Genomic DNA, 25,458 nt, shown 5'->3' with positions numbered 1-25,458 from the left:
GCAGTACGTCCAGAACCCCGGTGGCTCCGAAAGAGCACCGGGGTTCTGGCGTTTGGGCGCGTGGAAATACCAGGTGCCAAAGCGGACCATCGACAACATGCCCGCCGCCAGAGCCACAAGCACCGCACGACACCTAACCACGCGCATAAAAAACAGCCGTCACATGGACGGCTGTTTTGCATTCGGCATTTGAACGACTGCGGTTCAATGCGCAGCTTTAGCCTTCTGCGTTGCGGCAAGTGCATCGGGGGCAGAAATCGCGGCGGCGTCTGCGAGTTGTACCTGCGTCAGTTCTTCGAGCAGCGCCATATCGCGAGCGATTACCTGCGGGAGATGTGCGCGCAGAAATTCCACCCAGGTTTTCGTTTTCGCATCCACGAATTTGCGTGACGGATACAGCGCATAAACGTGGTTCTTCTGCAGGATGTGCTGGGGCAGCACGCGCACGAGCGTGCCGTTGCGCAGACCTTCTATTGCCGCATACACCGGCAGCATGCCAATGCCCATTCCTTCACGAATCGCTACCGCCAGCGACTCTGCAATGTTCACCTGAACCGGACCGTCGACGTGCATCTCGACGCTCCCCTCGGGTCCTTCGAGCACCCATTCATGCGCGGGCGCCGTCGGTGTCTTGAGGATCAAGCAGTCGTGATGCGAAAGGTCCGCTGGCGTGCGAGGCGCGCCGTGCGTATGCACATACGCCGGCGACGCGCACAGGATGCTGCACGACGAACCCAACTGGTGCGAAACGAGATCGGAGTTCGGCAGCGAAGCCGCAGTCACCACCGATACGTCGCTGCTGCCCTCGAACAGATCGGGCATGCGCTGTGAGAGCGTAAGCTCGACCGTTACTTCGGGGTGCAAAGCACGATAGCGCGAAATCGCGGGCAGCACGTACTGTTGCCCGATGCTCGCGAAACTGTGCATACGCAACGCACCCGCGGGACGCTCGTGGGCGCAACTGGCTTCTTCTTCGGCGTTGTCGACGTCCGCGAGAATTTGCGAGCAGCGTTTCAGATAACGTTCGCCAGCGGGCGTGAGCGCGAGTCGGCGCGTCGATCGGTTCAGGAGGCGTGTACGCAGATGCGCCTCCAGTTCCGAGACCGCGCGCGACATCGCACCCGTGGTCGAATCGAGCGACTGGGCCGCGGCGGTGAAACTGCCGGCTTCGACAACGCGGACAAACACCCGCATATTTTGTAGCGTATCCATCAGACCTTCTTTAAGAGCTTCTTGTTCAGCACGAAAACAATATTGTCCGCCTTGCGGACCCTGACATTGTTGAGCGATCTGGAATGGAGGTTCCCCGTCCGTCCCGTTAATTCGCTTAACTGACGCTCCTACAATCGGCGCTGGTCGACCAGAGTTGGCGCTTTGACGCTCGCCTGGTCCCATGCAACTTCGTTGCTCAGCCACTGCGCCTGCAGCGGCTTTCCTCGTAACAATCCGAGCGTAGTGCGTTTAAATGAACCGCCAGCCAGCGATACATCGAGCGATCGACCCGCGTCGTCGCGCCGAAGTCATATGGCGAGCCGCGCGGCGCGGCCTGAGAGACTGGCAGGGCAGCAGTGGCACGATCTGGCTGCATCTGCTGAAAACAGTGGCTGCGGGATTGCTCGCGATGGGCATTTCGATGCTGCTCGATCTGCCTCAGCCGCGCATTGCGATGACGACCGTGTTCGTGCTGATGCAGCCGCTCTCCGGCATGGTGTTCGCGAAGAGCGTCTATCGCATCGTGGGCACCGCGGTGGGCATGGTCGCGGCGGTGGTGCTGGGGGCCGTGTTCATCCAGCAGCCCGAACTCTACATACTCGGGATGACGGGATGGGTGGCCGCGTGTACCGCAGCTGCCATGCGCAATCGCCATTTTCGTTGGTACGCTTTCGTCCTGGCAGGCTATACCGCTGCGCTGATCGGCATTCCGCTCGTGATGCAGCCCAACGGACTCTTTCTGGCCGCGCTCGGGCGCGGGGCCGAAGTGGCCGTGGGGATTCTGTGCTCCGGGGTGGTCAGCGCCGTTATCGTGCCCCGGCAGTCGGGCTCGGTGCTCGAACGCACCTTGCGGACCCGATATCTCGATTTTACTGCGTTCGCGGCGCTCGTGTTGTCCGGCGGCCTCGAACGAGGCGCATTTGAAGGGCGATTCGCGAAACTCGTCGATGAGATCGTCGGCTTCGAGGCCACGCGTGCCTTCTCAATTTTCGAAGATCCGACCATGCGTTCGCGCAGCCAGTTGCTCGCGCGCCTGAACAGCGAGTTCATGGACGTATGCGCGCGCCTGCATGCACTGCGCCAATTGAAGAAGCGTCTGCGCTGGAGCGACGAAGCCATCGCGCCGCTTGCGCCGTATTTCAGCGAGCTTGCGGCGCTGCTCGCGCAACGTCCGCGTCAGGGCGAGGCTGACCGTGCGTATGCACTGCGGATCGCGCAAGACCTGGATTCATTCAAGCGCACATTGCCGCGCCACGTGCGAGAGACGCGCCGGCCGCTCGAGGCGGCAGGGCCCGACGCGCTGCAGGACTTCGATACGTCCGCCGAGCTGATCTACCGCTTCACGACCGAGATTGCCCGCTACAGCAGCACGTGGGCGTCGCTCACGCAGGCCGGTCTGCCACCCGAGCCGCGCATGACGCGCTATGTGCCGCGCACGAGCTGGTACGTCGTGGCGTTCACGTTCCTGCGCACGGCCGTGGTGGTGGCGGCGATCGGCTGGTTCTGGGTGGAGACCGACTGGCCGAGCGGCGGCCTCGCGTTGATCGCCGCCGCGCTGACCTGCGCGCTCACCTCGTCGGCGCCTCGCGCCACGCGCATGGCTTTTCAGATGGCCGCGGGTGCGGGCTGCGCAGCCGTCGTCGGCTATCTGCTCACGTGCTACGTGTATCCAAACGTCGACGGCTTCCCGCTGCTCTGCGCCGCGCTCGCACCGGTGCTCGCACTGGGCGCGTTCTTCGCGACGCGGCCACGCATCGCCGGTTTCGGGGTCGGATTCTCGGTGTTTTTCTGTCTGCTCGCGGGGCCCGACAACGTGATCGTCTACACGCCCGATCTGCTGATCAACAACGGCATCGCGGTAGTCGCGGCGATGGTCGTAGCCGCGCTCGCGTTTGCGGTGGTCTTTCCACCGCACATGAACTGGCTCGTCGAGCGCATGCGCGTGGCGCTGCGCGCTCAGGTCGAACTTGCTTGCCGCGGCGAGCTAAAAGGGCTCAGCCAGCAGTTCCAGTCAGGCACGCACGACCTGATGCATCAGTTGCGGCTGCTGCTCAACGGCCGCAAGCAGGCTCATCGGCGTGCGCTGCGCTGGATGCTGATCACGCTCGAAGTGGGGCACGCCGTCGTCGATTTGCGTCACGAAGCACAGGCGGCCACGTGGCTTGGAACTGCCGAGCGCAGATGGTCCACGAGTCTCGATCAGGTGCTGGACGACATCGCGCGCCTATTCGAGAACCCCGACGCGGCACAGCTGGAGCGGGCATTGTCGTCGGTGCGGGCGGCCACCTGGATCGCTCAGGAAGCGCTTCCCGGCGTTCACCACGACCGGGAGCGCAGGCACGACGTGCAGCGGCTCCTGAGCCATTTGCACTTCATCCGCAGCGCGCTTATCGACCGCGATGCGCCGCTCGGCGCGCTTGCGCGCCAGGCGCGCAGCCGCCATCCGTTGCGTTTGGGAACACCTTGAATTAGCGCCGTCACGCAAGGGGGCGCATGCGCGATCTTGCCGCAGTCTGGAAATATGCCTTCCACCCCGCCTTCTTAATCATTCCTGGCCTCGGTCATATAGTGACATCACTGCTTCGCAGTACCCGTTAGCACTGGAGAGTAAAATGAAGTCCCTGAAGATCGCTGTTGTTGCCTGTTCACTGTTTGCCGCCGCCGCTGCTTATGCACAGAACGAAGCACCGGCAGCGAGCGTCCCTCAGCAGGTCGCGCAAAGCGCAGCCCAGCCGGCTGCGCAGGCGCCCGCCAATCAGTTCGCAAAGCCGGCGAAGAAAGACGAATGCGTCGGACCGGTCAGCTTCTGCAACCTTTATTTCGGTAGCTGAGATCGAGTAACCGCCCGCCATCCATGAGCGCGGCGCAAGCTTGAGTTCCTTGCCGCGGCGCCTTCGGAAGAGGCCTCGCGGCTTTGCGCATTGTGGCTGCAAAACTGTATTGCAATTGCCGTAATGCAAAGCCGCCGAAGCGAGACCTGAAAAGGGCACTTGGCGATCAGTGTGTTTGTGGAGACTTTGATGTACGAAGACCGTATTCGTTGTGCCGCATTGCGCGGGAAAATCACTTCGGCTGCCGAGGCCGCGAAACTCGTGCGCAACGGCATGCGTGTCGGCGCGAGCGGCTTCACGCGCGCGGGCGACACGAAGGCCGTGCCCCTCGAACTGGCGCGCCGTGCGCGCGAAGAGAAGGAGCCGTTGCGCATCACGTTGATGACGGGCGCCTCGCTCGGCCACGACGTGGACCGCATGCTGACCGAAGCCGGCGTGCTCGAGCGCCGCTTGCCGTTCCAGGTCGACACCACGTTGCGCAAGGCCATCAATCGCGGCGACGTCATGTTCGTCGACCAGCATCTCTCTGAGACGGTGGAGATGCTGCGCGCGAACCTGCTCGGCAAGCTCGACCTTGCGATCATCGAGGCCGCCGCGATCACCGAGACGGGCGGCATCGTCCCCACGACCTCGGTCGGCAATTCGGCGAGCTTCGCGATCCTCGCGGAGAAGGTGATCGTCGAGCTCAACCTCGCGCAGCCGCTCGCGCTCGAAGGCCTGCACGACGTGTGGATTCCGGGCCGCCGCCCGCATCGCGACCCGCTGCCCATCGTGAACCCGCAAGACCGCGTGGGCACGTCCTTCATCGACATCCCGGCCGAGAAGATCGCCGCCATCGTCATCACGAACGAGTCGGACAGCCCTTCGACCGTGCTGCCCGCCGACGAAGAGACCGCGCGCATTGCGGGCCACCTCATCGACTTCCTGCAGCACGAAGTGAAGCATGGACGCATGAGCGCGCAACTGCCCCCGCTGCAGGCCGGCATCGGCACGATCGCGAATGCGGTGCTCGCGGGCTTCGTGAACTCGCCGTTCGAAGCACTTACGATGTACTCCGAAGTACTTCAGGACTCCACCTTCGACCTGATCGATGCGGGCAAGATGGTGTTCGCCTCGGGCGCCTCCATGACGCTCTCCGCGCCGCGTCAGGCGCAGGTGCTCGCCGAGCTCGACCGCTATCGCGACAAGCTCGTGCTGCGCCCGCAGGAAGTGAGCAACCATCCGGAAGTGATTCGCCGCCTCGGCCTCATCGCGCTGAACACGGCGCTCGAATGCGACATCTACGGCAACGTGAATTCCACGCACGTGGGCGGCACGCACATGATGAACGGTATCGGCGGGTCGGGCGATTTCGCGCGCAATGCCTCGTGCGCGATCTTCGCGACCAAGGCCATCGCGAAGGACGGCCGCATCTCCAGCATCGTGCCGATGGTGCCGCACGTCGATCACAACGAGCATGACGTGGACGTGATCGTCACCGAGCAAGGTCTTGCGGACCTGCGCGGCCTCGCGCCGCGTGAGCGCGCCACGCTGATCATCGAGCGCTGCGCGCATCCGCTCTATCGCGACCTGCTGCGTGACTACTATCGCGACGCGCTGAAGATCGGTGGCCAGACGCCGCACAATCTTGCCAAGGCGTACGAAATGCATCTGCGCTTCAATGAGACCGGCTCGATGCTGCCGGTTGCGGCAGAGGCGGAAGCGGGCGAACTCGTCGTGAACGGCTGATCGAAGAGACGCTCAAGCGGCAAAAGCAACTAGAGCAACGAAAGCAGCAAGCCGATAAAAAAGCGGGAGCACCGTCACCGGTGCTCCCGCTTTTCATTGATGGCTTCGAATCGCTACGCTCTTCGGAACAGCCTGATGATGAAGAGCAGGATGACCGCGCCTACGATCGCGGTGATGATCGAGCTGATCATGCCGCTACCGATGTGGATCCCGAGCAGGCCCGCGAGCCAGCCGCCGATGAACGCCCCGACAATCCCGACGATGATATCGACGATCAAGCCGAAGCCACCGCCCTTGACGAGCACTCCGGCGAGCCAGCCGGCGATTGCGCCGATGATGAGCCACGCGATGATGCCGTGTTGCATATGGAGGATCCCCTTGTTGATGTGAACAAATCACGTTGAACTGGAGCTTAGTCCAAGGTTGGGGTCGAGTCCATGAAACGCGGCCAGAATTGACAGTTCTTGTAGCCTGGTGCCGGGCATTGCAAAAATTGCAACAGCGCCGAAATGAAATCGTAAGGAATGCGTGCTGATTGTAGCCATCGCCCACTTACTCGGGGGCGACCTCGGTTTCCGCGGCGGTCCAGCTCACGCTCGAGACGCCTTTTTCCATGCTCAGGCGGCTCGCCATCAGCTCGAGCTTGGGCTGGTATTTCGGATGCAGGCGCAGGGTTGCCGTGACGCGCAGGCGCTGCGGGTCGCCGATCACGTCTTCGCTCGTGAGGCTCTGAAATGAAAGCGGCGTGGAATACATCGAGTTCGAGAGCACGGTGCGAATGTGGATCTCATCTTCTTCGCGGCACACCACCGTGAGCACGTAGAGGCTCACGAGGTCGGCGTTGGACACCGGCGCCTGATTGATGATGCGGCTCACCTCGCGCAGCAAGGTGTTGGTGATCAGCACGACGCCCGTGCCCGCGAACGCCGGCAGGAAATGGCCCGAGCCGCACAGCACGCCCACGGCGGCCGAGCACCATAGTGTCGCCGCCGTGTTGATGCCCTGAATGGAGCCCTTGTCGCGCATGATCACGCCGCCGCCCAGAAAGCCCACGCCCGAGACCACATAGGCGGCGATCTGCGTGACGCCCGCGACGCCGTTGCCCGTGAGCACGCCGAGCGTGACGAACAGGCACGCGCCGCTGGCGACGAGCGTGATGGTGCGCAGGCCAGCGGTGCGCTGGCGCATCTGGCGTTCCACTCCGATGGCGACGCCGCAGGCGAACGCCGCGAGAAGGCGCAGGGCGAAATCGTAAGTCATCGTTTTGTCATGAAGGCTGCACGCGGGATGCCTCGCGTCGCTCGCGATGCGATCCGCAATGCAAGGGGGCGCCGTGGATCATACGCGGGACAAGGGGGCCCGCCAAGGGCGGCTCGCCAAGCTGGCGCGGCTGCCATGTACGGGTCAGCATGGGGCCACGCCCTGTAAGCGAGACTGATACCACTGATGATGGAGTGGGCCAGCGAATGTACGGGAGCTGCTGATGGATACGCTGCGAAACATGCGGATCTTCGTGAGGGTGGTGGAATCGGGTAGCTTCACGCGCGCCGCGGCGAGCGAAACGATGACGACAGCTCAGGTTTCGCGCTCCGTCACCGATCTGGAGTCGCGCCTGCGCGCGCGGCTCTTGAACCGGACCACGCGGCGCATGTCGCTGACCGAGGCCGGCGAGCGCTATTTGCAAAGCTGCAGGCGCATTCTCGCCGATATCGAGCAGGCGGAGTCCGAGGCTGCCGCCGCGCAGGCGAACCCGGCGGGCAGGTTGCGCGTCTATGGCGGCACGAGCTTCGGCCAGCACTACGTGATGCCGCTGATCGCGCGCTACCAGCAGCATCTGCCCGATGTGGCCGTCGATCTGACCATCGCGCAACAGATGCCCGATATCATCGAGGAAGGCTTCGACGTGGCCGTCGTGGTGGCCACCGAGCTCGAGGATTCCGCGCTGATCTCGCAGCATCTGGGCAGCACCGCTGCCATTCTGTGCGCGTCGCCCGCCTATTTGCATTCGCGCGGCGAGCCGCGCTCGTTCGACGACCTCGCGATGCACACCTGCCTGCACCTCACCGATGCGAGCCTGCCTGCGGGCCAGTGGGTCTCGGAGGGGCCGCACGGCGAAACGTTTCGCCATACGGCCGTGACGCCCTTTCAGGTGAACAATCCTGAGGCGCTCGCGCTTGCCATCCGCGAGGGCATGGGCATCGGCCCGCTGCCGGTGCCGGTGGCGCTGCCGGGGCTCGCCGACGGCTCGCTCGTGCGTGTGCTGCCCACGCATCGCCTGCAAAAGCTCAACATCTACGCCCTCTATGCCTCGCGCCGCTATCTGGACGCGAAGATCCGCACGTTCGTGGAGTTCCTGCGCGAGAAGGTGCCGGCCGTGCTTGCCGAGCAGGAAGCCGCGCTTGCGGCCTGCGATGTCTCGCGACGCCAGCGCGCCACGACACGCGCGCGCCTGCACGAAGCGCGCCAGTCTCATGAACCGCATGAAGTCGAGTGGTTGCGGCTCGTGAACTGAGCCGCAGCGTTTTGTGCGATGGCTTGCGCGCAGCACGACGCGAACGAGCGTGGTGCCGGGCGTGAAGCGGGCGGGAGCCCAAATGCGCGTGCCTGTCGATTTTGCCATTTTCGCGCCAGTGCGCGGCCACCTCGATTGCCTATGATGCGAGACCTTCCGAGCGATGCGTCGCGCGTATTCATCCCTTGCCTGAATTGCCCGAAACCGCCTCATGTGGATCGTCAACCTTGCGCTGAAGCGGCCCTATACGTTCATCGTGATGGCCATCCTGATCGTGCTGGCCACGCCCTTCGTGCTCATGTCGATGGCCACCGACGTGCTGCCGAACATCAACATCCCCGTCATCAGCATCATCTGGTCGTACACGGGCTTCTCGGCGCAGGACATGGCCCAGCGCATCACCTCGGTCAATGAGCGCGGCCTGACCACGACCGTCAGCAACATCGAGCACATCGAATCGCAGTCGCTGCCGGGCGTCGCCGTCATCAAGCTGTTCCTGCAGCCGGGTGCGAATCAGCAGACGGCCATTGCACAGGCGGTCGCCTTCGAGCAGGCAACGCTCAAGCAGATGCCGCCGGGCGCCACGCCGCCGCTCGTGATCAGCTATTCAGCGTCGAGCATTCCGGTGATCCAGCTTGGGCTCTCCAGCAAGTCGATGAGCGAGCAGGCGCTCGCCGATATCGCCATGAACTTCCTGCGGCCGCAGCTCATTACGATTCCAGGCGCCCAGGTGCCGTATCCGTATGGCGGCAAGACGCGTGTGATCTCCGTCGATATCGACACGCACGCGCTCATCTCGAAGGGCCTCACGCCTTCCGATATCGTCAACGCGGTCAACGCGCAGAACCTCATCCTGCCGACCGGCACGGCCAAGCTCGGCCAGACCGAATACCGCGTGGACACCAACGCGTCGCCCGACACCCTCGCGGGCCTGAACCGCATTCCGGTGCAGACCGTCAACGGCGCGACCACCTATCTCGGCGACGTCGCGCACGTGCGCGACGGCTTCACGCCGCAGACCAACGTGGTGCGCCAGGACGGCCAGCGCGGCGTGCTCATGTCGATCCTCAAGAGCGGCGATGCTTCCACGCTGCAAGTGGTCAGCGCCCTGAAAGACCTGCTGCCGAAAGTGCGCGACACGCTGCCCGCGGACCTCGTCATCAAGCCGCTTTTCGACCAGTCGATCTTCGTTGCGGCGGCGGTGCAGGGCGTGGTGCGCGAAGCGCTCATTGCCGCCGCGCTCACGGCCGCGATGATCCTGCTTTTCCTCGGCAATTGGCGCAGCACGGTCATCATTGCGGTGTCGATTCCGCTTTCGATTCTCGCCTCGATCATTACGCTCTACGCGCTCGGCGAGACGATCAACATCATGACGCTCGGCGGCCTTGCGCTCGCGGTGGGCATCCTTGTGGACGACGCCACCGTGACCATCGAGAACATCGAGCGCCATCTGCATCTGGGCGCGGGCCTCCACGAAGGCATACTCGAAGGCGCGGGCGAGATCGCAGTGCCGGCGCTCGTCTCCACACTGTGCATATGCATCGTGTTCGTGCCGATGTTCTTCCTCACGGGCGTGGCGCGCTTTCTGTTCGTGCCGCTCGCCGAGGCCGTGGTGTTCGCGATGATCGCCTCGTACATCCTCTCGCGCACGCTTGTGCCCACGCTCGCGATGCTGCTCTTCGCGGGCCACGACCCAGGCGCTCACCCGCAGCAAGGCGCGCGCCTTTCGGGGTTCGCGCGTGTGCATTGGCGCTTCAATCACGCGTTCGAGCGCGTGCGCGCGAATTACATCGCGCTCCTGAGTGTCCTGCTCGCGCGGCGTCGCGTCTTCGGCAGCACGTTCCTCGCGTTCTGCCTGCTCTCGCTCGGGCTCGTGTTCTTCCTTGGCCGCGACTTCTTCCCCTCGGTCGATGCGGGCAACATCCGCTTGCACATGCGCGCGCCCACGGGCTACCGCATCGAGGAGACGGCACGCCTCGCCGACGAAGTCGAGCAGACGATCCGCTCGGTCGTGCCGCCCGACCAGTTGGCCACCATCGTGGACAATCTCGGCCTGCCGTATAGCGGCATCAATCTCTCGTATAGCAACTCGGGCACGATGGGCACGCTCGACGGCGAAATACAGATCGCGCTCAAGGACGGGCATGCGCCCTCACACGTCTACGTCGACAAGCTGCGCACGCTGTTGCCGCAGCGCTTTCCGGGCGTGGAGTTCTTCTTCCAGCCCGCGGACATCATCACGCAGATCCTCAACTTCGGGCAGCCCGCGGCCATCGACGTGCAGGTGGTGGGCGCGAACCTTGGCCAGAACATGGCGCTCGCCAGCACGCTGCTCAAAGCGGTGCGCCAGTTGCCCGGCGCCGTCGACGCTCACATCGAGCAGCGCAACGACGAGCCCGCGTTGATGCTCGCGATGGACCGCTCGCGCATGCAGCAGCTGAACCTGAGCCCGCAGAACGTTGCGCAGGATGTGCTGGTCGCGCTTTCGGGCAGCTCGCAGACCGCGCCCGCCTTCTGGGTGAGCCCGCAGACCGGCGTGGAATATCCGCTTACCGTGCAGACGCCGCAGTACCGCGAGGCGTCGCTCAACGAGGTGATGGAAACGCCCGTGTCCGCGCACGCAGCGACGGGGGGCGCGGCGCCGCCGTTGCAGCTCGTGAGCAACCTCGTGCAGCTCAAGCCGCACGACGGGCCCGCCATCGTCACGCATTACAACATCCGTCCGGTGATCGACCTGCTCGTGAGCGTGGAGGGCACCGATCTCGGCTCGGTGGGCGCGCATATCGACTCGTTGATCAAGAGCGCGCAGGCGCATGCGCCGCGCGGCACCACCATCACGATGCGCGGGCAAATCGGCACCATGCGCAGCTCGTTCGTGGGGCTGGGCGTGGGGATCGCGATGGCGATCGTGCTCGTCTATCTGCTGATCGTGGTGAACTTCCAGTCGTGGGCCGATCCCCTCATCATCGTGAGCGCGTTGCCGGCGGCGCTCGCCGGCATCGCGTGGATGCTGTTCATCACCGGCACGCATCTGAGCGTGCCCGCGCTCACGGGCGCGATCATGACCGTGGGCGTGGCGACCGCCAACAGCATTCTCGTGGTGGCGTTCGCGCGCCAGCGCCTGGCTGCCGGCGCGACGCCGCTCGCGGCCGCGCTGGAGGCGGGGGCGACGCGTATCCGCCCGGTGCTGATGACCGCGTTCGCGATGATGATCGGCATGGTGCCGATGGCGCTCGGTCTGGGCGAAGGCGCGGAGCAGAACGCACCGCTCGGGCGCGCGGTGATCGGCGGCCTGATGTTCGCGACCGTCTCCACGCTTTTGTTCGTACCACTGATGTTTGCTGCGGTTCATTCGCGACTCGCGCGCCGTGCGCAAGGCAAGCGCGAACGTGAGGCGCAACGCCGCCGCTCAATACGTAAATGAGCGCAACTGAGCGCACATGAGCGCTAACCGGATACGCTATTCCTGGTCGAAGACATGAACGAACCCCAGCACCACTCATCCCTCGACATCGCCGTGGGCGGCGAGCAAGGCATGGAATTGCCCGGGCGTGCGCAGGCAGGCAAACGCGCGCGCGTCGCGGTGATCATCGTCGCGCTGCTGCTCGCAGCCGGCGCGGCACGCACGATCGTCTCGAACGTGATGAACGCGCACCATCTCGCCGACGTCACGAAGCAGAACGCGAAGCAGTACGTGAGCGTCGTGCAGCCCGTGGCGGCCGGCGCGGACGGGCGCATCGTCCTGCCGGGCACCCTGCGCGGCTACGTGGAGGCGCCGATCTATTCGCGCGCGAACGGCTATGTGCTCAAGTGGTATGCCGATATTGGCGCGCACGTCCAGCAAGGCCAGCTGCTCGCGGAAATCGATACACCCGAGATCGACCAGGAGCTCGCGCAGGCACAGGCGCAGCGCGACCAGTCCGCCTCGACGCTCGCGCTCGCGAAGACCTCGTTCGACCGCGCGCAGCAGTTGCGCCAGCGCGATGCGGTCTCGCAGCAAGAGCTCGATGACCGCCAGGGCGCGTACAACCAGGACGTCGCCAATCTCGCGGCGGCGGACGCCAACGTGCGCCGCCTGCAGCAGACGAAGTCGTTCCAGCGCATCGTCGCGCCTATCACGGGTGTGATCACGCAGCGCAATGTCGATATCGGCGACCTCGTAAACGCCGGCAACGGTGGCGCGGGGAAAGCGCTCTTTACAATCGCGCAATCCGATCCGCTGCGTCTGTATCTCGACGTGCCGCAGACCTACGCCCAGCAAGTGGCTGTGGGCCAGCACGTGAGCGTGACCGAGCAGGAGTTGCCTGGCGTGACGTTCGACGGCACGGTCACGCGCACCGCGCAGGCCATCGACGTGGCCACGCGTACGCTGCAGGTCGAGATCACACTGCCCAATCACGATGGCAGGTTGTTGCCCGGCGCCTATGTGCAGGCGGCATTGCAGACCGATTCGAAGGGACTCCTGACGGTTCCCGGCAACACACTGCTGTTCCGCGCGGAAGGGCCGCGCCTCGCGGTCGTGGACGCGCAAGGCAAGGTCAAGCTCAAGCCCGTTGAGATCGCGCAGGATCTCGGTCAGACGCTCGCCATCAGTCGCGGGCTCGAACCGGGCGATCGCGTCGTGCTGAACCCGAGCGACTCGATCGCCGATGGCGACAGCGTGGTGGTGGTCGCGCCCGGCAAGGGCGCCGCCGCGGGTGCGGGCAATGCCGCCAGAAGAGGCGCGACGTGAGCGCCACAAGGCTCATCAAGCGCCGCATGCTGCATCGCGCGCGTCCGACGGCCATGGCTCTCGCTGCGCTCGGCGTGGCGGGACTGGCTGCCTGCACGGTCGGCCCGGACTATCGCGCGCCGCAGACGGCGAGTCCCGCCGCCTGGCGCGTCGATCCCGCCGACGCCTACTGGCATGCGGCGCAGCCCTCGCACGCGCCGCTCGATCCGCAGTGGTGGAAGGTGTTCGGCAACGCGGAGCTAGACGGTCTGGAAACGCAAGCGCTCGCGGAAAACCAGACGCTGCGCATGGCGGTCGCGCACTATGAGCAGGCGCGCGCGACGCTTGCTTCGGTGTCCTCGCAACAGGCGCCGCAGGTCTCGCTCGATGCCAACCTCGCACGAGCGCGCGTCTCCGCGAACCGTCCGCAACTGAGCTATTCGACGCCAAACATGTCGACCGTGCAAAACGAAGTCGCCGTTGGCGCGACCATCAGCTACGAGCTCGACCTGTTCGGGCGCATCCGACGCATGGTGGAGTCGGCGCAGGCGTCGGCGCAGCAGGCCGGCGACGATCTCGCCAATGCGCGCCTCGTGCTCACGGCGGAACTGGCGACCGATTACTTCGCGCTGCGCGAACTCGACGACGAAATCGACGTGGTGCATCGCTCGGCGGCGCTGCAGCAAAAGGCGCTCGATTTTGTGAATGCGCAGCACGATCTGGGCGCGGTCTCGGGCCTCGAACTTCTGCAACAGAAGGCGCAGCTCGACGCCACGCAAACCCAGCTCCAGTTGCTCGAGAATCAGCGCCAGCAGGACGAGCACGCCATCGCCGTATTGATCGGCAAGCCCGCGCCCGAGTTCGCGCTCGCGCCACAGGTCGTGGCGCTGCCCGTGCCCGCGCTGCCCACGGGCCTGCCGAGCGAGCTGCTGCAGCGGCGCCCCGACGTGGCCTCGGCGGAGCGCGCCATGGCCGCGGCCAACGCGCAGATCGGCGTGGCGCGCTCGGCGTACTTCCCGGACATCACGCTCTCGCCCACGCTGGGCTGGGAGTCCACGCGCTTTGGCAACATCTTCACGGCGCCAAGCCTGATGTGGTCGCTCGGCGCGGCGGCGGGCGAGGTGCTGTTCGATGGCGGCAAGCGCGCGGCGGGCGTGGACTATGCGCAGGCGGGCTACGAGTCGGCGCAGGCGTCGTATCGGCAAACGGTGCTCACCGCCTTTCTGGAGGTGCAAAATGCGGTGACGGGGCTTTCGGTGCTCGATCTCGCGGCGGCGAACGGCCAGGCCGCCGTGGACGACGCACGCAAGTCCTTCGATCTCGCGAACGACCGCTATCAGGGCGGGCTCGTTGCGTTCATCGACGTGCTCAATGCTGAGCAGCAATTGCTTGCCAGCGAGCGCCAGGAGGTGCAGATTCACGGACAGCAGGCGGCCACGGTGGTCTATCTGGCGAAGGCGCTGGGCGGCGGCTGGAGCGCGGACGAACGCGCGCTCGCCTGTAGCGCGGGCACTTGCCGCGAGGTGCCGGGACCACAGGCGAGCGCTGCGCCAGGAGGAGGATGACAATGAAAGTATTGGTGATCGAAGACGAGCGCAAGGTGGTGGATTACCTGCGCAGCGGGTTGAGCGAGCAGGGCTGGGTCGTCGATGTTGCGATGGACGGCGAAGAGGGCGCATGGATGGCGACGGAGTACGACTTCGACGTGATCGTGCTCGACGTGATGCTGCCCAAGCTCGACGGCTTCGGTGTGCTGCGCGCGGTGCGCGCGAAGAAGGACACCCCGGTCATCATGCTGACCGCGCGCGACCGCGTGGACGACCGCGTGCATGGCCTGCGCGACGGCGCCGACGATTATCTGACCAAGCCGTTCTCGTTCCTCGAACTGGTCGAGCGCCTGCGCGCGCTCACGCGCCGCGCGCGCGCCCAGGAGTCCACACTCATCTCCGTGGGCGATCTGCAGGTGGACCTCATCAGCCGGCGCGCCACGCGCGACGGCGTGCGGCTCGATCTCACGGCCAAGGAGTTTCAACTGCTTTCTGTGCTCGCGCGGCGGCGCGGCGAGATCCTCTCGAAGACGCTCATCACCGAGCTCGTGTGGGACGTGAACTTCGAGAGCAACGCCAATGTGGTGGAAACGGCCATCAAGCGGCTGCGCGCAAAGCTCGACGGCCCGCACGCGGCCAAGCTGCTGCACACGATACGCGGCATGGGCTATGTGCTGGAAGTGCGCGAGGACGGAGGCCAGGCATCATGAAGCGCTCGATCTCGCTGCGGCTTTCGGCGATGTTCGCAGCGGTGTCGCTGGTCGTGTTCACGCTCACCGGTGCAGGGCTCTTTCTGTTGATGCAGCATCAGCTCTTCAACGAGCTGCGCGAGACGCTCGACACGCGCGCGCGCATCGCGGGCCTGATCGTCTCGCATGCGCCCGACGTGAAGAAGTGGGCCTTCGTGCAGGAGAAGCTGCGCGATCTCTCGCCCTCGGACAGCCGCATGCATTACTACGTCGAAGGCCCGGACCCGCGCTTTCGCTTCGGCGCGCCCATCGTGGGCAAGATCACCGGCGATGTCGGCCCGAATCATCAACTCGTGCGGCCCGCAGGCTGCGATTACGACATGATCGTCACGAGCATGATGGTGCCCGCCAGCGGCGACCGGCCCGAGGTGAAGCTCGTGGTGGCGAGCGACTGCATACGCACGGAAAGCATGCTGCGGCGCTTCGGCATTGCGCTGGGCGTGCTGATCGCGCTCTCGACCATCGCGGTGGCGCTCCTGAGCCGCGCGGTCACGCGCTTCGGTCTTGCCCCGCTCACGCGGCTCTCGCGCGAGGCGGCGCAGCTGAGCCCCTCGAACCGCCGCCAGCGCCTGTGCGACGGCGAACTGCCCGAAGAGCTGCACGAACTCGCCACCTCGTTCAACGGCGCGCTCGAGCGGCTCGACACGGCCTACGAGCGCCTCGAATCGTTCAATGCCGATGTCGCGCACGAGTTGCGCACGCCCGTGAGCATCCTGATCGGCCAGACCCAGGTGGCGCTCACGCGCGACCGCTCGGTCGCACAGCTGCAACAGACGCTGCAATCGAATCTTGAGGAATTCGAACGATTACGCGTGATAGTCAACGACATGCTGTTCCTCTCGCGCAGTGACCGTGGCGAGCGCGCGACCGAGCTCACGGAAGTCTCGCTGCGCGGCGAAGTCGAGCGCATGCTGGAGTTTCTGGAGATGCCGCTCGAAGAGGCGCAACTGAACGTGCAGGTGCACGGCGATGCGCGCGCGTGGGTGAATACCTCGCTGATCGGCCGGGCCATGAGCAATCTGTTCGTGAACGCGATCCAGCATTCGCCGCCCGCAACCGTGCTGAAGGCGACCATTGCGCCGCAGGACGGCTTTGTCGAGATTGCCGTGTCGAATCCCGGCGAGCCGCTCGATCCGGTGGTGCGCGAGCACATTTTCGACCGCTTCTACCGCATCCAGGAAGCGCGCTCGAACAGTCACGAGAACCACGGCCTCGGGCTTTCCATCGTCAAGGCGGTGGCGGAGATGCACGGCGGCACGGTATTCGTGCGCAGTGCGAATGGTGTCAATACGTTCGGCTTTTCGGTGGCCGTGCGGGGCGGCGACACAACGGGTAGCGCGCCCGTGACGCCCGACGTCACGCGCCAGGGCCGCGCGGGGCTGCCTCTGCACGTCTCGTCCTGAGCCTGCGGCGCCTTCGCGCCGCTTGTGCCCAAGGGCCTGCAATTAATTGGGCGTAAACAATCCCTAGACGAGCTCGTCGTCTGCGTGCTGGCTCGCGTCTTCTTCGTTATGGTGCTGCTGGTCGCGGCGCAGCAGATCCCAGCAACTGATGAAGAGCGCCGCAATCAGCGGCCCGATCACGAAGCCGTTGATGCCCATGAGCGAGATGCCGCCTAGCGTCGAGATCAGAACGACCCAGTCGGGCAGGCGCGTGTCCTTGCCCACCAGCAAGGGGCGCAGCACGTTGTCGACGGTGCCGATCACGAGCGTGCCGAAGAGCGCGAGGCCGATGCCTTTGGCGAGCGCGCCTGCCGAGATGAAGTAGATGGCGATGGGCACCCACACGAGCGCCGCGCCCACCGCGGGCAGCAGCGAGAGCAGCATCATCACGAAGCCCCACAGCAGCGCGCCCTGAATCCCCAGCACCCAGAGGGCAATGCCGCCCAGCGTGCCCTGCACGAACGCCACCGCCACGTTGCCCTTCACGGTCGCGCGGATCACGGTCGTGAACTTGCGGATGAGATGCTGTTTGTGCGATTCGTCGAGCGGGATCGCATCACGTATGAGCCGGGAAATCTCGCGGCCGTCGCGCACGAGGAAGAAGAACATGTAGAGCATCACGCAGAAGCTCACCATGACCTGCACCGTGATCTGCCCGACGCTCAGCGCACGCGTGGCGATGAACTGGCTGATTTGCGCGGCGCCTGCGGAAAGGCGCTGTTGAAGGCCGGGCAGATCCATCAGGTCGTAGCGCGCAAGCAAGTTTTGCAGCGACTGAGGCAGGGCATGGACGATCTGGCTGAAGTAGGCCCCGAAGTCGAGGCTGCCCGAGCGCACCTGCGAGTACGCGTGGCCCACCTGCTGGATCAGCGTGCCCGCCACGAGTGTGAGCGGGAAGATCACGATGACGAGACAGATCGCGAGCGTGATGAACGCGGCGAGCGTGCGCCGCCGGCCGAGGCGCGCGACGATGCGGCGCTGCACGGGCTGGAAGATCAGCGCGAGTATCGCGCCCCATAGCACGGTGCTGAAGAACGGCGCGAGCACGAAGCATAGCGCGACGGAGACGACGAAGAGCAGCAGATAAAACGCGGTCTGGTGGAGTTGCTTGTTGCCGTCCATGAGCGGTGGATTCCTGTGGGTTCCGGGCAAGCGCAAACCCGTGCGAGCGGGTGGCGTTGTCGAGCATGATACGGCCTTGCGCGGGCCGCTGGCGGCAGCCTGTGCGCCGCGGGCGCCGCGCTGCTGTGGGCATCCCTTCGGCCGCTGGCGCAAGGCTTGCGCAAGGCGCGTTCGGGTGCGCTCCAGTTGCGCATTGGATGCGCACGCAACGGTATGTGGCGATGGGCTCAACGAGCGCCGACGAGCCTCACGCGCGTGATTTCCGAAGGCGCGCCAAGCCGTTTCGGCGGCCCCCAGTAGCCCGTGCCGCGGCTCGTGTAGACCCACAGGCTGCCGAGCTTTTCGAGGCCCGCCGTGAACGGCTGCTGCAGACGCACGAGGAAATTCCACGGGAAGATCTGGCCGCCGTGCGTGTGGCCCGATAGCTGCAGCGTGTAGCCCGCGTCGGCGGCGGCGTGCGCGGTGCGCGGCTGATGGGCGAGCAGGACGCGCGTGTTCACGTCGGCGGGCGCGCCGCGCAGGGCGCCCTGCGGATCGCTGCGATGCGTGGGATCGAAGTGGCCGCCGGTGTAATCGGTCACGCCTGCGAGCACGAGCCGCGCTCCGCCGTGCTCGATCACCACGTGCTGGTTCATCAGCACCGTGAGGCCGATGCGCCGGAATTCGGCGACCCACGCGTCGGCGCCCGAGTAGTACTCATGATTGCCGGTGACGAGGTAGACGCCGTGATGCGACGCGAGCCTTCCAAGCGGCGCCGTGTGATTCGAAAGATTCTGCACGCTGCCGTCCACGACATCGCCCGTGATCGCCACCACGTCGGCGTCGAGCTGGTTCACGGCCTGCACGATCGCATCCACGTAATCGTGCTTGATGGTGGGGCCGACGTGAATGTCGCTCAGCTGCACGATCGTGAAGCCGTCGAGCGCGGCGGGCAGCCCGCGGATCGGCACGTCGACGCTGCGCACGCGCGCGCGCCGCCTGGCGTTGAAAAAGCCGAACGCGCTCGAACAGAAGGCGAGCGCGGCGACGGCGGCGGCACTGCCCGTGCGCCAGCTTGCGAGATCGACGTTGCCGGGCCAGATCGCGGCGACGGTCATGAGCGAGGCGAGCACGATATCGCGCGCGATCGTCAGCATGAGCAGCGACGAGAAAAAACCCATCGCGAGCATACCGGTCCATGCGAGACGGTCGCCGAGCGGCTGGCGCTTGAAGCGGCGCGCGAGCATGCCGGGCGGAATCACCAGCACGGAAAGCACGAGCCACAGCACGGCGAGCCACTTGCCTGCGGCGGGCACGGGCAAGTCGGGAATCAGCCGGAAGCCGACATAGATGTGCAATAGCACACCTATGGAAATGAAGCGGACCAGAAATGAGAGTCGGGGCATGTCGGGCCGATGGTGAGCTCAGTTAGCACATGCAACTGAAGCAACGGGGTGGGAAGCGCAGGCACGTACGTTGGGTGGACCGCAACGCGCGGCCGATTGCGCGAGGCCGGCGGCGCGCGTTGCATGGCGCTCGACGGGATTCGTGCCGATGCATGGCTCATGCATGAGAGGCATTTTACCGGCAGCGCAGCGTTCGTGCCGGAGCGGGGCGGGTGCGAGCTCGGCGCACTGCAGCACCGCATGCGAGGGCTCGGAGCAGGCGCGCTTCGCAGCTTGCAGCGGGCTTGCGGCGCCCGTGCCGGAACCTCGCGAGAACCGGCGAACGGCAGCACGACGGAGCGAGTGCGGCACTGCGGCATAACCCTGGATTGCCAACCTCGGGCTGTCGTCGCACTATTTTCTTACGGGCCCATGTACGCTATTAAACGTTCATTGAATCGGCCTGACCGATGGACTATGCTCGAATCGAGGCCCGTGCGGTTTCGGGCGCTCTGGGGGAGACGGGTCATGAAAATCACCAAGCCGGATGTGCAAGGGCTTCATGGTCGTCATGTGGGTCACGAGGGTAGTCACGTCATGCTACCGATGGTCGTGCTGTCGATCATGGCCGTGGTGCTGTATTTCTCGGTCAGGCACGTCGACATCCTCGAGATCGGCCGCAGCGCGCTATTCGACGTCGTGATGGTGTTCGTCGCGCTCGGCATAGCGGGGTTCTTCGGCGTGATGGGGGCGTGGCTGCGCTCGCGCACGACCGACGAACCGCCCGAAGGCTTCTGCTTCGTGGGCGCGCTCATCGGCGCGGTCGTGTTCTATATCGCGCTGCTGACCTGAGGCGGCGCCTTTTTCCGGTCCGATGTTCGATCTTTTCGACGATAGCCCGCAACCCGACATCGACTGGCATCCCGCGTGGCTTGCGCCTGCGGCGGCCGCCGCGTGGCTCGCGCGCATCGTCGCCGAAACGGACTGGCGGCAGGAGCGCATCCGCACGCCCGGTGGCTGGGTCGACCAGCCGCGCCTCACCGCATGGCAGGGCGACCCCGGCGCCGTCTACATCTATTCGGGAATCCGCAACGTGCCGCAGCCGTGGACGCCGGCCGTGGCCGAGTTGCGCGACGCCATTGCCGCACTCTGCGGCGTGCGCTTCAACAGCGTCCTGCTCAACCGGTACCGCAGCGGCACGGACAGCATGGGCTGGCACGCCGATCACGAACCCGAGCTCGGGCCGCAGCCCGTGATCGCCTCGCTGAGCCTTGGCGCGACGCGGCGCTTCGACTTGCGCCACAACGCGACCGGCGTGTCGCGCTCATTCCCGCTATCGAGCGGCAGCCTGCTCGTGATGCGCGGCAAGACCCAGGCGCAGTGGCGCCACCGGGTGCCGAAGGAGCCCGCGGTGAGCGGCGAGCGCGTGAATCTCACGTTTCGTGTGGTGATGCCTGAATTGCGCAAGAAGTAGGCGAATTGGCGGATTTTGTCTGATGATTTGGCGAAATTCCGCCTGGATTAAATGCTGTCAGACGATATCTCGCTAGAAATCCAATCCAACTTTATGCGCATAAATATTTAATACGCGAATTCACATCGACATCGGGCACCTGTCAGTCGACGCCCAGACGCCGCCGCACCGTGGCCACGAGCCGGTCGAGCGGTAGCGTGGCTGCACTCAATGCCGCGACTTCGGGGTAATGCTCGCGCGCGATGTCGGTGAGCACCTGGCCGGGTGGCGCTTCGACCAGCACGGTCGCGCCCGACTCGATCATGACTGTGAGCGCGTCGAACCAGCGCACCGTGTAGCGCATGTTGGTGGCAAGGTCGGCGCGAATCGCATCGGCGTCATGGAGCGGACGGCCGCCGCGATTGTCGACATAGACGCCTTCGGGCGAGCGAAACGGGATGTCGCGCGACCACGCCACGAGCTGCTCCGTTGCGTCGGCCAATAGTTCGCAATGCGAAGGAACGGAAACCGCGAGACGCTGCGCCTTGCGCGCCCCCGCCGCGAGCGCGCGCGCAGCGAAGGCTTCGAGCGCCGCGTCGGCACCCGCCACGACGATCTGGCGCGGCGCGTTGACGTTGGCTACATAGACGCGCTCGCTGCTGTCCGGCGCATTGGCGAGCATCTCGACCTGCGTCTCGCTGAGTCCCGAGACCGCCGTAAGGCCGTATCCCGACGGCCACGCGGACTCCATCAGCTCGGCGCGCTTTTTCACCATGCGCAAGGCGTCGGCGAAATCGAGCGCCCCGCAGCACACCGCAGCCGGATAAGCGCCCACGGAGAGCCCGGCGCTGAATTGCGGCGTCAGCCCGGCCTGAGCGAGCGCGCGAGCGTGCGCCACGCCGGCCACGACGAGGCCGATTTGCACCGCGACGGTCGATTGCAGCGCCTCGGCGCTATCGAGCGCAAGCACGTCGATACCGAGCGTGGCCGACGCTTCGTCGAGCGTCTTGCGCACGATCTCGTGTTCGGGCAGCCGGTGCAGGAAGCCGGCGCTTTGCGCGCCCTGGCCGGGAAAGAGGCAGGCGAGGCTCATGACGATTGCCAAGGATCGGCGACGAGGCGCGCGCCGTCGCTCGCGCGTGCGAGCACGCGCGCCTTGCCCGGCGCGAGTTGTGCGAGTTCGGCGAGCGCGACGCCGCCCGCTGGCGTTTCCACCTGTGCGTCCACGCGTGTGCCGGCGCGCTGCGCGGCGTGCGCGAGCGCGGTGGCGAGCGCGTGGATCGTGGCCGCGTCGCGGCGTTCGGGCAAGCGGATCAGCACGTCGAGATCGCTGGATTCGGTGAGCGTGGGAGACAGTGTGGCCAGCTCGAAGCCCGCGCTGCCGGTTGGCCCCCAGACGAAATCGTGCAGGGGGCTTGGGGTTTCGCGCAGTGCCGCGAGGGCCACGAATGCCGCGAGTGTGGCGCGACTGGATGAGGGCGCTGCCACGAGCAGCGCTTCGGGCGGTATGGACGATTCGATATCCTCAACATCGATCCATGTGCCGAATCGCTCGGCGCGCGTGGCGCCGCGTACGCCCGCCGCCACGAAGCCCGGGGCGGCCTGGGCGCGGCGCACGACCGCGAACGGCGCGCGGGCGAATGCCGAGCGCACCCAGTCCGGCTCGCCCGCAACGGGCGTGAGTCTCGCGAGCCGGAGCAGATCGTGCGCGCGCCAGCGCGCGTCGTCCGCGCGCGGCGCGTCGGGCGCGAACGGCGGCGCGGCGCACACTCGCATCAGCTCGCGTCCCACTGTTGTGCGAGCCGCTTGCGGACCTCGATTGACGCCGCGCGCGTGCGTTGTGCCGCTTCGCCTTGCAGACGATGCGCGAGGCCGCTCGGGTCGTCGCGCGCCTCGCGTACCCTGCGCGCAAGCACTTCGCGCACGCGCGCGACTTGCGCGTCGTCTGGCGCATCGGCATTGACATCTGCAATCAATTCGTCGAGCAGCCCGAGCTTCGCGAACGAGGCCATCGAATATGACATCGGCACGATCTTCTCGCCGAGCTCGTCGAGGTCTTCGACGCTGCGGCGCGTCACGCGCGCTGCCGCTTCCTTGCCCATCGCGTGCACCATCGTGCCGGGTGCATCGAGCGCGACGATGCGGTTCGCCTGATAGCCGTGCGCGAGAAACGCGCCCGACATGGCGGGGCCGACGATCAGCGCCACGACGGGATGCCCCGCGAGGCGCGCGCTCGCATAGGCGTCGACGGCGGCTGCGCAGGCGAGGTGGATGCCGAGCATCTCCTCGCGATAGCCGTACGCCTGGCTCTTCACGTCGACGATGGCGACGATCGGGCGGCGCATGCCGCTGGCGGCGTCTTCGGCGATCGCTTCGCGCAGGGCCTGCGCGAGACGCCAGCCCTGCTCGAGGCCCACCACGTTCTCACGCGCGCGGGGGAAGCGGTTATCGGGATCGGGCGCGACCGTGATGAAGCGCGCGGTCTCGCCGTCGAGCGGCGCATCGGCATAAGGCACGCAGGGCGCGCATGCGTCGTGCGGCGCGCCTGCGAGTGCGCGCAGCCACAGTGCGCCCCGGCTCAGATTCGTATCGCTCATGCCGGCTCTCCGTGCGTGCTGGAAGAAGTCAAAGAGGCGCCGAACATCGCGCCCATCGTTTCGGGCGCGACGCTGGCCGGATCGATCTGCGCGAGCTTCGCGAGCGTGGCGTCGACCTGCTCGGTGCGATGCGCCTGCGGCACGCCGCGTGCGAACGCGGCACGCACGGCGGCGCGCACGTCGTCGACGGCGTCTTCCACGAGCGCGTCGGCGTAACCGGTGCGCTCGCGCTGCTCGCCGCCGATCAGCTGCCACACGTGGCGGCGGTCGCTCGAATCGAGCTCTTCGATGCCGGCTTCCTGCTCGATGACTTCGGGGCCGTTCATGCCGAGGCGTCCTTGCTTCGTCATCACGAGATACGAGCACAGGCCCGCCGCGAGCGACATGCCGCCGAAGCAGCCCACCATGCCTGCGATTACGCCGACCACGGGCACGTGGCGGCGCAGCGCGACGATGGCCGACTGGATCTCGGCGATTACGGCGAGGCCGAGGTTGGCTTCCTGCAGGCGCACGCCGCCGGTCTCGAACAGCACGACGGGGCGCACGATCTTGCCGCGCTCGCAGTCGGCGAGCGCGAGCTCGAGCGCGGCCGCGATCTTGCTGCCCGATACTTCGCCGATGCTGCCGCCCTGGAACGCCGACTCGATCGCGCATACGACAGCGGGTTCGCCGTCGAGCGTGCCGCGTGCGATCACGGCGCCGTCGTCGGCCTGGCAGACGATGCCCTGCAGCGGCAACCACGGCGACTCGAGGCGGTCGAACGGGCCAAGCAACTCGCGGAAGCTGCCCTTGTCGAGCACGGCGGCGGCGCGCTCGCGCGCGCTCAGCTCGATGAAGCTCTCACGCAGCAGCGCGGACGGGTTCGGACTTGCGCTCATGCCTCGCCTCCTTGCGCACCGTCCTGCGCGGCTTCCACGGCTTCGGCAAGGCGCAGCGCCACGACGCCGGGCGTCGCACCGAAGTCGTTGATCTCGATGAGCGCCGCGCCGTCGTAGCGCATGAAGAAGCGGTCGAGCACGCTCTTCCAGATATGGCCGTAGCCGTCCACGCTCGTGTGCACGACCACGCGCGCCTGCATGTCGCCGGCGGGCTGCAGCAGCACTTCGAGATCGCCCGAGCCCACCACGCCCACGTGGGCGCGCGTCGTCACGGCGCGCTGCGCCGGATAGTCGAATGTCAGTTGTTCCATGAAACCGTCCTCCCGCCGATGCGGTGGTCAACCAGTCTGTCGATGAAGAGCGTCGCGGCGAGCAGATCGGCCGCGCCGCCCGGCGATGCGTTGAGCGCGAGCAGCGCGCGGTCGAGTGCGTCGAACGCGGCGCGGCCTGCACGCGTGGCGATGCCACCCGCGTCGCGCACGCGCTGCGCTCCCGCTTGCGCGGCCTTGCGGCCCGCGAGGCCCGCGCGGTGCAGCACGCAGGTGTCGTCGAGCGAGGCCATGATGGCGAGCAGTGCATCCACGCGCGCTGCCGCTTCGTTGTGCCCCTGTGCGCGCGCCGCATGAAGCGCGGGCAAGCCCACCCGGATCACATGCGGAAAGCCATCTTGCGCTTCGCGGCGTGCGCCGCCCACGTTGTAACGCTGACGCACGCGTTCGCCGTTGCTTTGCGTGGGCTGAGCACTGGGTGCCAGCCGGTCGTCGAAGCGCGCTATCTGCGCCGCCGTTTCGGCTATCTCCGTGGCATGCGGATGGCCGTCCCACGAATGGCCGCCCGTCGCAAACATCCCCGCGTCACCCGGTGGCGTGTGCACAATCGTTGCGCCTGCAACCAGAAGCCCAACGATCCAGATCGCGCCGCGATGCGCGTTGCTGCCGCCGGTCGCGCGCATCATCGCGGCTTCGCCGGCGCGGCCAATGCGTGCGAGGTCGGTGCGCAGCGCGCTGCCCGGCGTCGCGCCGTGCGAGGCGCGCGCGAGCGCCGCGAACGTGGGTTCGAGCGCGTGCGCGGAGCGCAGCATCGTCGCGAGATCGAGATCGACGTGCGCGCCGCTGCCGCGTGCGTCCACGAGCGCGGGCTTGGGCGTGAGGCGTGCTTCCTCGATCAGCGCATTGCGGGCGAAGCGCGCGAGTTGCGCGTCGGGGTCCAGCGCGGCATCGCGGGCCGCGTGTACGTCAAACGACGCCGGCTGCGTCGCCGCCGTCGTACAGGAGGCCGCCGCGCCTTCTGCCAGCGTGTCCAGTGAGAGCAT

General features: G+C 66.2%; 22 protein-coding genes. 11 read left to right on the top strand and 11 right to left on the bottom strand.

Translation table 11 applies throughout. From position 1 onward, the window contains the following. Positions 1-204: 204 nt before the first annotated feature. Positions 205-1,212, bottom strand: a complete 1,008-nt coding sequence (locus tag EYW47_RS17360; RefSeq protein ID WP_133196085.1) for a LysR family transcriptional regulator — start codon at positions 1,210-1,212, stop codon at positions 205-207. Between the two features lie 253 nt (positions 1,213-1,465). Here EYW47_RS17360 and EYW47_RS17355 point away from each other — a divergent pair, with 253 nt between their 5' ends. The 3 genes from EYW47_RS17355 (at position 1,466) to EYW47_RS17345 (ending at position 5,771) form a co-directional block, all read left to right on the top strand. After that, positions 1,466-3,679, top strand: coding sequence for an FUSC family protein (locus EYW47_RS17355; RefSeq protein WP_133196055.1), 2,214 nt, complete (start codon positions 1,466-1,468; stop codon positions 3,677-3,679). Positions 3,680-3,824: 145 nt separating this feature from the next. Continuing rightward, positions 3,825-4,043: a hypothetical protein gene (locus EYW47_RS17350; protein ID WP_133196054.1), complete on the top strand. Its 219-nt coding sequence runs from the start codon at positions 3,825-3,827 to the stop codon at positions 4,041-4,043. A 189-nt stretch (positions 4,044-4,232) separates the two neighbouring features. Continuing rightward, on the top strand, positions 4,233-5,771 hold the full coding sequence (locus EYW47_RS17345; protein ID WP_133196053.1) for an acetyl-CoA hydrolase/transferase family protein: 1,539 nt from the start codon (positions 4,233-4,235) through the stop codon (positions 5,769-5,771). A gap of 113 nt (positions 5,772-5,884) precedes the next feature. Here the strand turns inward: EYW47_RS17345 and EYW47_RS17340 are convergent, their stop codons facing one another. Next, a complete protein-coding gene (locus EYW47_RS17340; RefSeq protein WP_133196052.1) occupies positions 5,885-6,136 on the bottom strand; it encodes a GlsB/YeaQ/YmgE family stress response membrane protein in 252 nt (83 codons plus the stop codon). Between the two features lie 187 nt (positions 6,137-6,323). Then, positions 6,324-7,031: an MgtC/SapB family protein gene (locus EYW47_RS17335; protein ID WP_133196051.1), complete on the bottom strand. Its 708-nt coding sequence runs from the start codon at positions 7,029-7,031 to the stop codon at positions 6,324-6,326. A gap of 223 nt (positions 7,032-7,254) precedes the next feature. Here EYW47_RS17335 and EYW47_RS17330 point away from each other — a divergent pair, with 223 nt between their 5' ends. The 6 genes from EYW47_RS17330 (at position 7,255) to EYW47_RS17305 (ending at position 16,693) form a co-directional block, all read left to right on the top strand. Further along, positions 7,255-8,283: a LysR family transcriptional regulator gene (locus EYW47_RS17330; protein ID WP_133196050.1), complete on the top strand. Its 1,029-nt coding sequence runs from the start codon at positions 7,255-7,257 to the stop codon at positions 8,281-8,283. A 211-nt stretch (positions 8,284-8,494) separates the two neighbouring features. After that, a complete protein-coding gene (locus EYW47_RS17325; protein WP_133196049.1) occupies positions 8,495-11,707 on the top strand; it encodes an efflux RND transporter permease subunit in 3,213 nt (1,070 codons plus the stop codon). A gap of 54 nt (positions 11,708-11,761) precedes the next feature. Then, complete coding sequence (locus tag EYW47_RS17320; RefSeq protein WP_133196048.1) at positions 11,762-13,015, top strand: efflux RND transporter periplasmic adaptor subunit; 1,254 nt, start codon at positions 11,762-11,764, stop codon at positions 13,013-13,015. Positions 13,016-13,041: 26 nt separating this feature from the next. Beyond that, entirely contained in the window at positions 13,042-14,559 is a 1,518-nt protein-coding gene (locus EYW47_RS17315; protein WP_133196084.1) for an efflux transporter outer membrane subunit, read from the top strand. Between the two features lie 2 nt (positions 14,560-14,561). Next, positions 14,562-15,251, top strand: coding sequence for a heavy metal response regulator transcription factor (locus EYW47_RS17310; protein ID WP_133196047.1), 690 nt, complete (start codon positions 14,562-14,564; stop codon positions 15,249-15,251). Next, positions 15,248-16,693, top strand: a complete 1,446-nt coding sequence (locus EYW47_RS17305) for a heavy metal sensor histidine kinase (RefSeq protein WP_133196046.1) — start codon at positions 15,248-15,250, stop codon at positions 16,691-16,693. The genes EYW47_RS17310 and EYW47_RS17305 overlap by 4 nt, the downstream gene beginning before the upstream one ends. 63 nt (positions 16,694-16,756) lie before the next feature. On the opposite strand, the gene EYW47_RS17300 is transcribed toward EYW47_RS17305, so the two are convergent. Together EYW47_RS17300 and EYW47_RS17295 are read right to left on the bottom strand one after the other, a co-directional pair. Beyond that, complete coding sequence (locus tag EYW47_RS17300) at positions 16,757-17,854, bottom strand: AI-2E family transporter (protein ID WP_133196045.1); 1,098 nt, start codon at positions 17,852-17,854, stop codon at positions 16,757-16,759. A gap of 227 nt (positions 17,855-18,081) precedes the next feature. Further along, positions 18,082-19,239 carry a metallophosphoesterase gene (locus EYW47_RS17295; protein WP_133196044.1) on the bottom strand — a complete coding sequence of 386 codons (1,158 nt, stop codon included), beginning with the start codon at positions 19,237-19,239 and terminating at the stop codon, positions 18,082-18,084. A gap of 507 nt (positions 19,240-19,746) precedes the next feature. Between EYW47_RS17295 and EYW47_RS17290 the strand changes: the two genes are divergently transcribed. Together EYW47_RS17290 and EYW47_RS17285 are read left to right on the top strand one after the other, a co-directional pair. Further along, a complete protein-coding gene (locus EYW47_RS17290) occupies positions 19,747-20,070 on the top strand; it encodes a hypothetical protein (protein WP_133196043.1) in 324 nt (107 codons plus the stop codon). Between the two features lie 22 nt (positions 20,071-20,092). Next, on the top strand, positions 20,093-20,692 hold the full coding sequence (locus EYW47_RS17285) for an alpha-ketoglutarate-dependent dioxygenase AlkB family protein (protein WP_133196042.1): 600 nt from the start codon (positions 20,093-20,095) through the stop codon (positions 20,690-20,692). Between the two features lie 142 nt (positions 20,693-20,834). Here the strand turns inward: EYW47_RS17285 and mdcH are convergent, their stop codons facing one another. Genes mdcH through EYW47_RS17255 form a run of 6 tightly spaced genes read right to left on the bottom strand, consistent with a single transcriptional unit; the run spans position 20,835 to position 25,458 of the window. After that, on the bottom strand, positions 20,835-21,764 hold the full coding sequence (gene mdcH, locus EYW47_RS17280; RefSeq protein WP_133196041.1) for a malonate decarboxylase subunit epsilon: 930 nt from the start codon (positions 21,762-21,764) through the stop codon (positions 20,835-20,837). Continuing rightward, a complete protein-coding gene (locus EYW47_RS17275) occupies positions 21,761-22,447 on the bottom strand; it encodes a malonate decarboxylase holo-ACP synthase (RefSeq protein ID WP_133196040.1) in 687 nt (228 codons plus the stop codon). Before EYW47_RS17275 ends, mdcH begins: the two co-directional genes overlap by 4 nt. After that, positions 22,447-23,268, bottom strand: coding sequence for a biotin-independent malonate decarboxylase subunit gamma (mdcE, locus tag EYW47_RS17270; RefSeq protein WP_133196039.1), 822 nt, complete (start codon positions 23,266-23,268; stop codon positions 22,447-22,449). Before mdcE ends, EYW47_RS17275 begins: the two co-directional genes overlap by 1 nt. Beyond that, complete coding sequence (locus tag EYW47_RS17265) at positions 23,265-24,146, bottom strand: biotin-independent malonate decarboxylase subunit beta (RefSeq protein ID WP_133196038.1); 882 nt, start codon at positions 24,144-24,146, stop codon at positions 23,265-23,267. Before EYW47_RS17265 ends, mdcE begins: the two co-directional genes overlap by 4 nt. Further along, complete coding sequence (locus EYW47_RS17260) at positions 24,143-24,457, bottom strand: malonate decarboxylase subunit delta (protein ID WP_133196037.1); 315 nt, start codon at positions 24,455-24,457, stop codon at positions 24,143-24,145. Before EYW47_RS17260 ends, EYW47_RS17265 begins: the two co-directional genes overlap by 4 nt. Then, a complete protein-coding gene (locus tag EYW47_RS17255) occupies positions 24,445-25,458 on the bottom strand; it encodes a triphosphoribosyl-dephospho-CoA synthase (protein WP_133196036.1) in 1,014 nt (337 codons plus the stop codon). The genes EYW47_RS17260 and EYW47_RS17255 overlap by 13 nt, the downstream gene beginning before the upstream one ends.

The sequence above is a fragment of the Paraburkholderia silviterrae genome, from assembly GCF_004353915.1.
Taxonomy (GTDB): domain Bacteria; phylum Pseudomonadota; class Gammaproteobacteria; order Burkholderiales; family Burkholderiaceae; genus Paraburkholderia; species Paraburkholderia silviterrae.
This window is presented reverse-complemented; position numbering and strand designations above follow the sequence as displayed.

What these genes read in the sequence shown, in the direction of transcription:
- EYW47_RS17360 (WP_133196085.1), bottom strand. Translation starts at nt 1,212, where the DNA reads ATGGATACGCTACAAAATATGCGGGTGTTTGTCCGCGTTGTCGAAGCC.
- EYW47_RS17355 (WP_133196055.1), top strand. Translation starts at nt 1,466, where the DNA reads ATGAACCGCCAGCCAGCGATACATCGAGCGATCGACCCGCGTCGTCGC.
- EYW47_RS17350 (WP_133196054.1), top strand. Translation starts at nt 3,825, where the DNA reads ATGAAGTCCCTGAAGATCGCTGTTGTTGCCTGTTCACTGTTTGCCGCC.
- EYW47_RS17345 (WP_133196053.1), top strand. Translation starts at nt 4,233, where the DNA reads ATGTACGAAGACCGTATTCGTTGTGCCGCATTGCGCGGGAAAATCACT.
- EYW47_RS17340 (WP_133196052.1), bottom strand. Translation starts at nt 6,136, where the DNA reads ATGCAACACGGCATCATCGCGTGGCTCATCATCGGCGCAATCGCCGGC.
- EYW47_RS17335 (WP_133196051.1), bottom strand. Translation starts at nt 7,031, where the DNA reads ATGACTTACGATTTCGCCCTGCGCCTTCTCGCGGCGTTCGCCTGCGGC.
- EYW47_RS17330 (WP_133196050.1), top strand. Translation starts at nt 7,255, where the DNA reads ATGGATACGCTGCGAAACATGCGGATCTTCGTGAGGGTGGTGGAATCG.
- EYW47_RS17325 (WP_133196049.1), top strand. Translation starts at nt 8,495, where the DNA reads ATGTGGATCGTCAACCTTGCGCTGAAGCGGCCCTATACGTTCATCGTG.
- EYW47_RS17320 (WP_133196048.1), top strand. Translation starts at nt 11,762, where the DNA reads ATGAACGAACCCCAGCACCACTCATCCCTCGACATCGCCGTGGGCGGC.
- EYW47_RS17315 (WP_133196084.1), top strand. Translation starts at nt 13,042, where the DNA reads ATGCTGCATCGCGCGCGTCCGACGGCCATGGCTCTCGCTGCGCTCGGC.
- EYW47_RS17310 (WP_133196047.1), top strand. Translation starts at nt 14,562, where the DNA reads ATGAAAGTATTGGTGATCGAAGACGAGCGCAAGGTGGTGGATTACCTG.
- EYW47_RS17305 (WP_133196046.1), top strand. Translation starts at nt 15,248, where the DNA reads ATGAAGCGCTCGATCTCGCTGCGGCTTTCGGCGATGTTCGCAGCGGTG.
- EYW47_RS17300 (WP_133196045.1), bottom strand. Translation starts at nt 17,854, where the DNA reads ATGGACGGCAACAAGCAACTCCACCAGACCGCGTTTTATCTGCTGCTC.
- EYW47_RS17295 (WP_133196044.1), bottom strand. Translation starts at nt 19,239, where the DNA reads ATGCCCCGACTCTCATTTCTGGTCCGCTTCATTTCCATAGGTGTGCTA.
- EYW47_RS17290 (WP_133196043.1), top strand. Translation starts at nt 19,747, where the DNA reads ATGAAAATCACCAAGCCGGATGTGCAAGGGCTTCATGGTCGTCATGTG.
- EYW47_RS17285 (WP_133196042.1), top strand. Translation starts at nt 20,093, where the DNA reads ATGTTCGATCTTTTCGACGATAGCCCGCAACCCGACATCGACTGGCAT.
- mdcH (WP_133196041.1), bottom strand. Translation starts at nt 21,764, where the DNA reads ATGAGCCTCGCCTGCCTCTTTCCCGGCCAGGGCGCGCAAAGCGCCGGC.
- EYW47_RS17275 (WP_133196040.1), bottom strand. Translation starts at nt 22,447, where the DNA reads ATGCGAGTGTGCGCCGCGCCGCCGTTCGCGCCCGACGCGCCGCGCGCG.
- mdcE (WP_133196039.1), bottom strand. Translation starts at nt 23,268, where the DNA reads ATGAGCGATACGAATCTGAGCCGGGGCGCACTGTGGCTGCGCGCACTC.
- EYW47_RS17265 (WP_133196038.1), bottom strand. Translation starts at nt 24,146, where the DNA reads ATGAGCGCAAGTCCGAACCCGTCCGCGCTGCTGCGTGAGAGCTTCATC.
- EYW47_RS17260 (WP_133196037.1), bottom strand. Translation starts at nt 24,457, where the DNA reads ATGGAACAACTGACATTCGACTATCCGGCGCAGCGCGCCGTGACGACG.
- EYW47_RS17255 (WP_133196036.1), bottom strand. Translation starts at nt 25,458, where the DNA reads ATGCTCTCACTGGACACGCTGGCAGAAGGCGCGGCGGCCTCCTGTACG.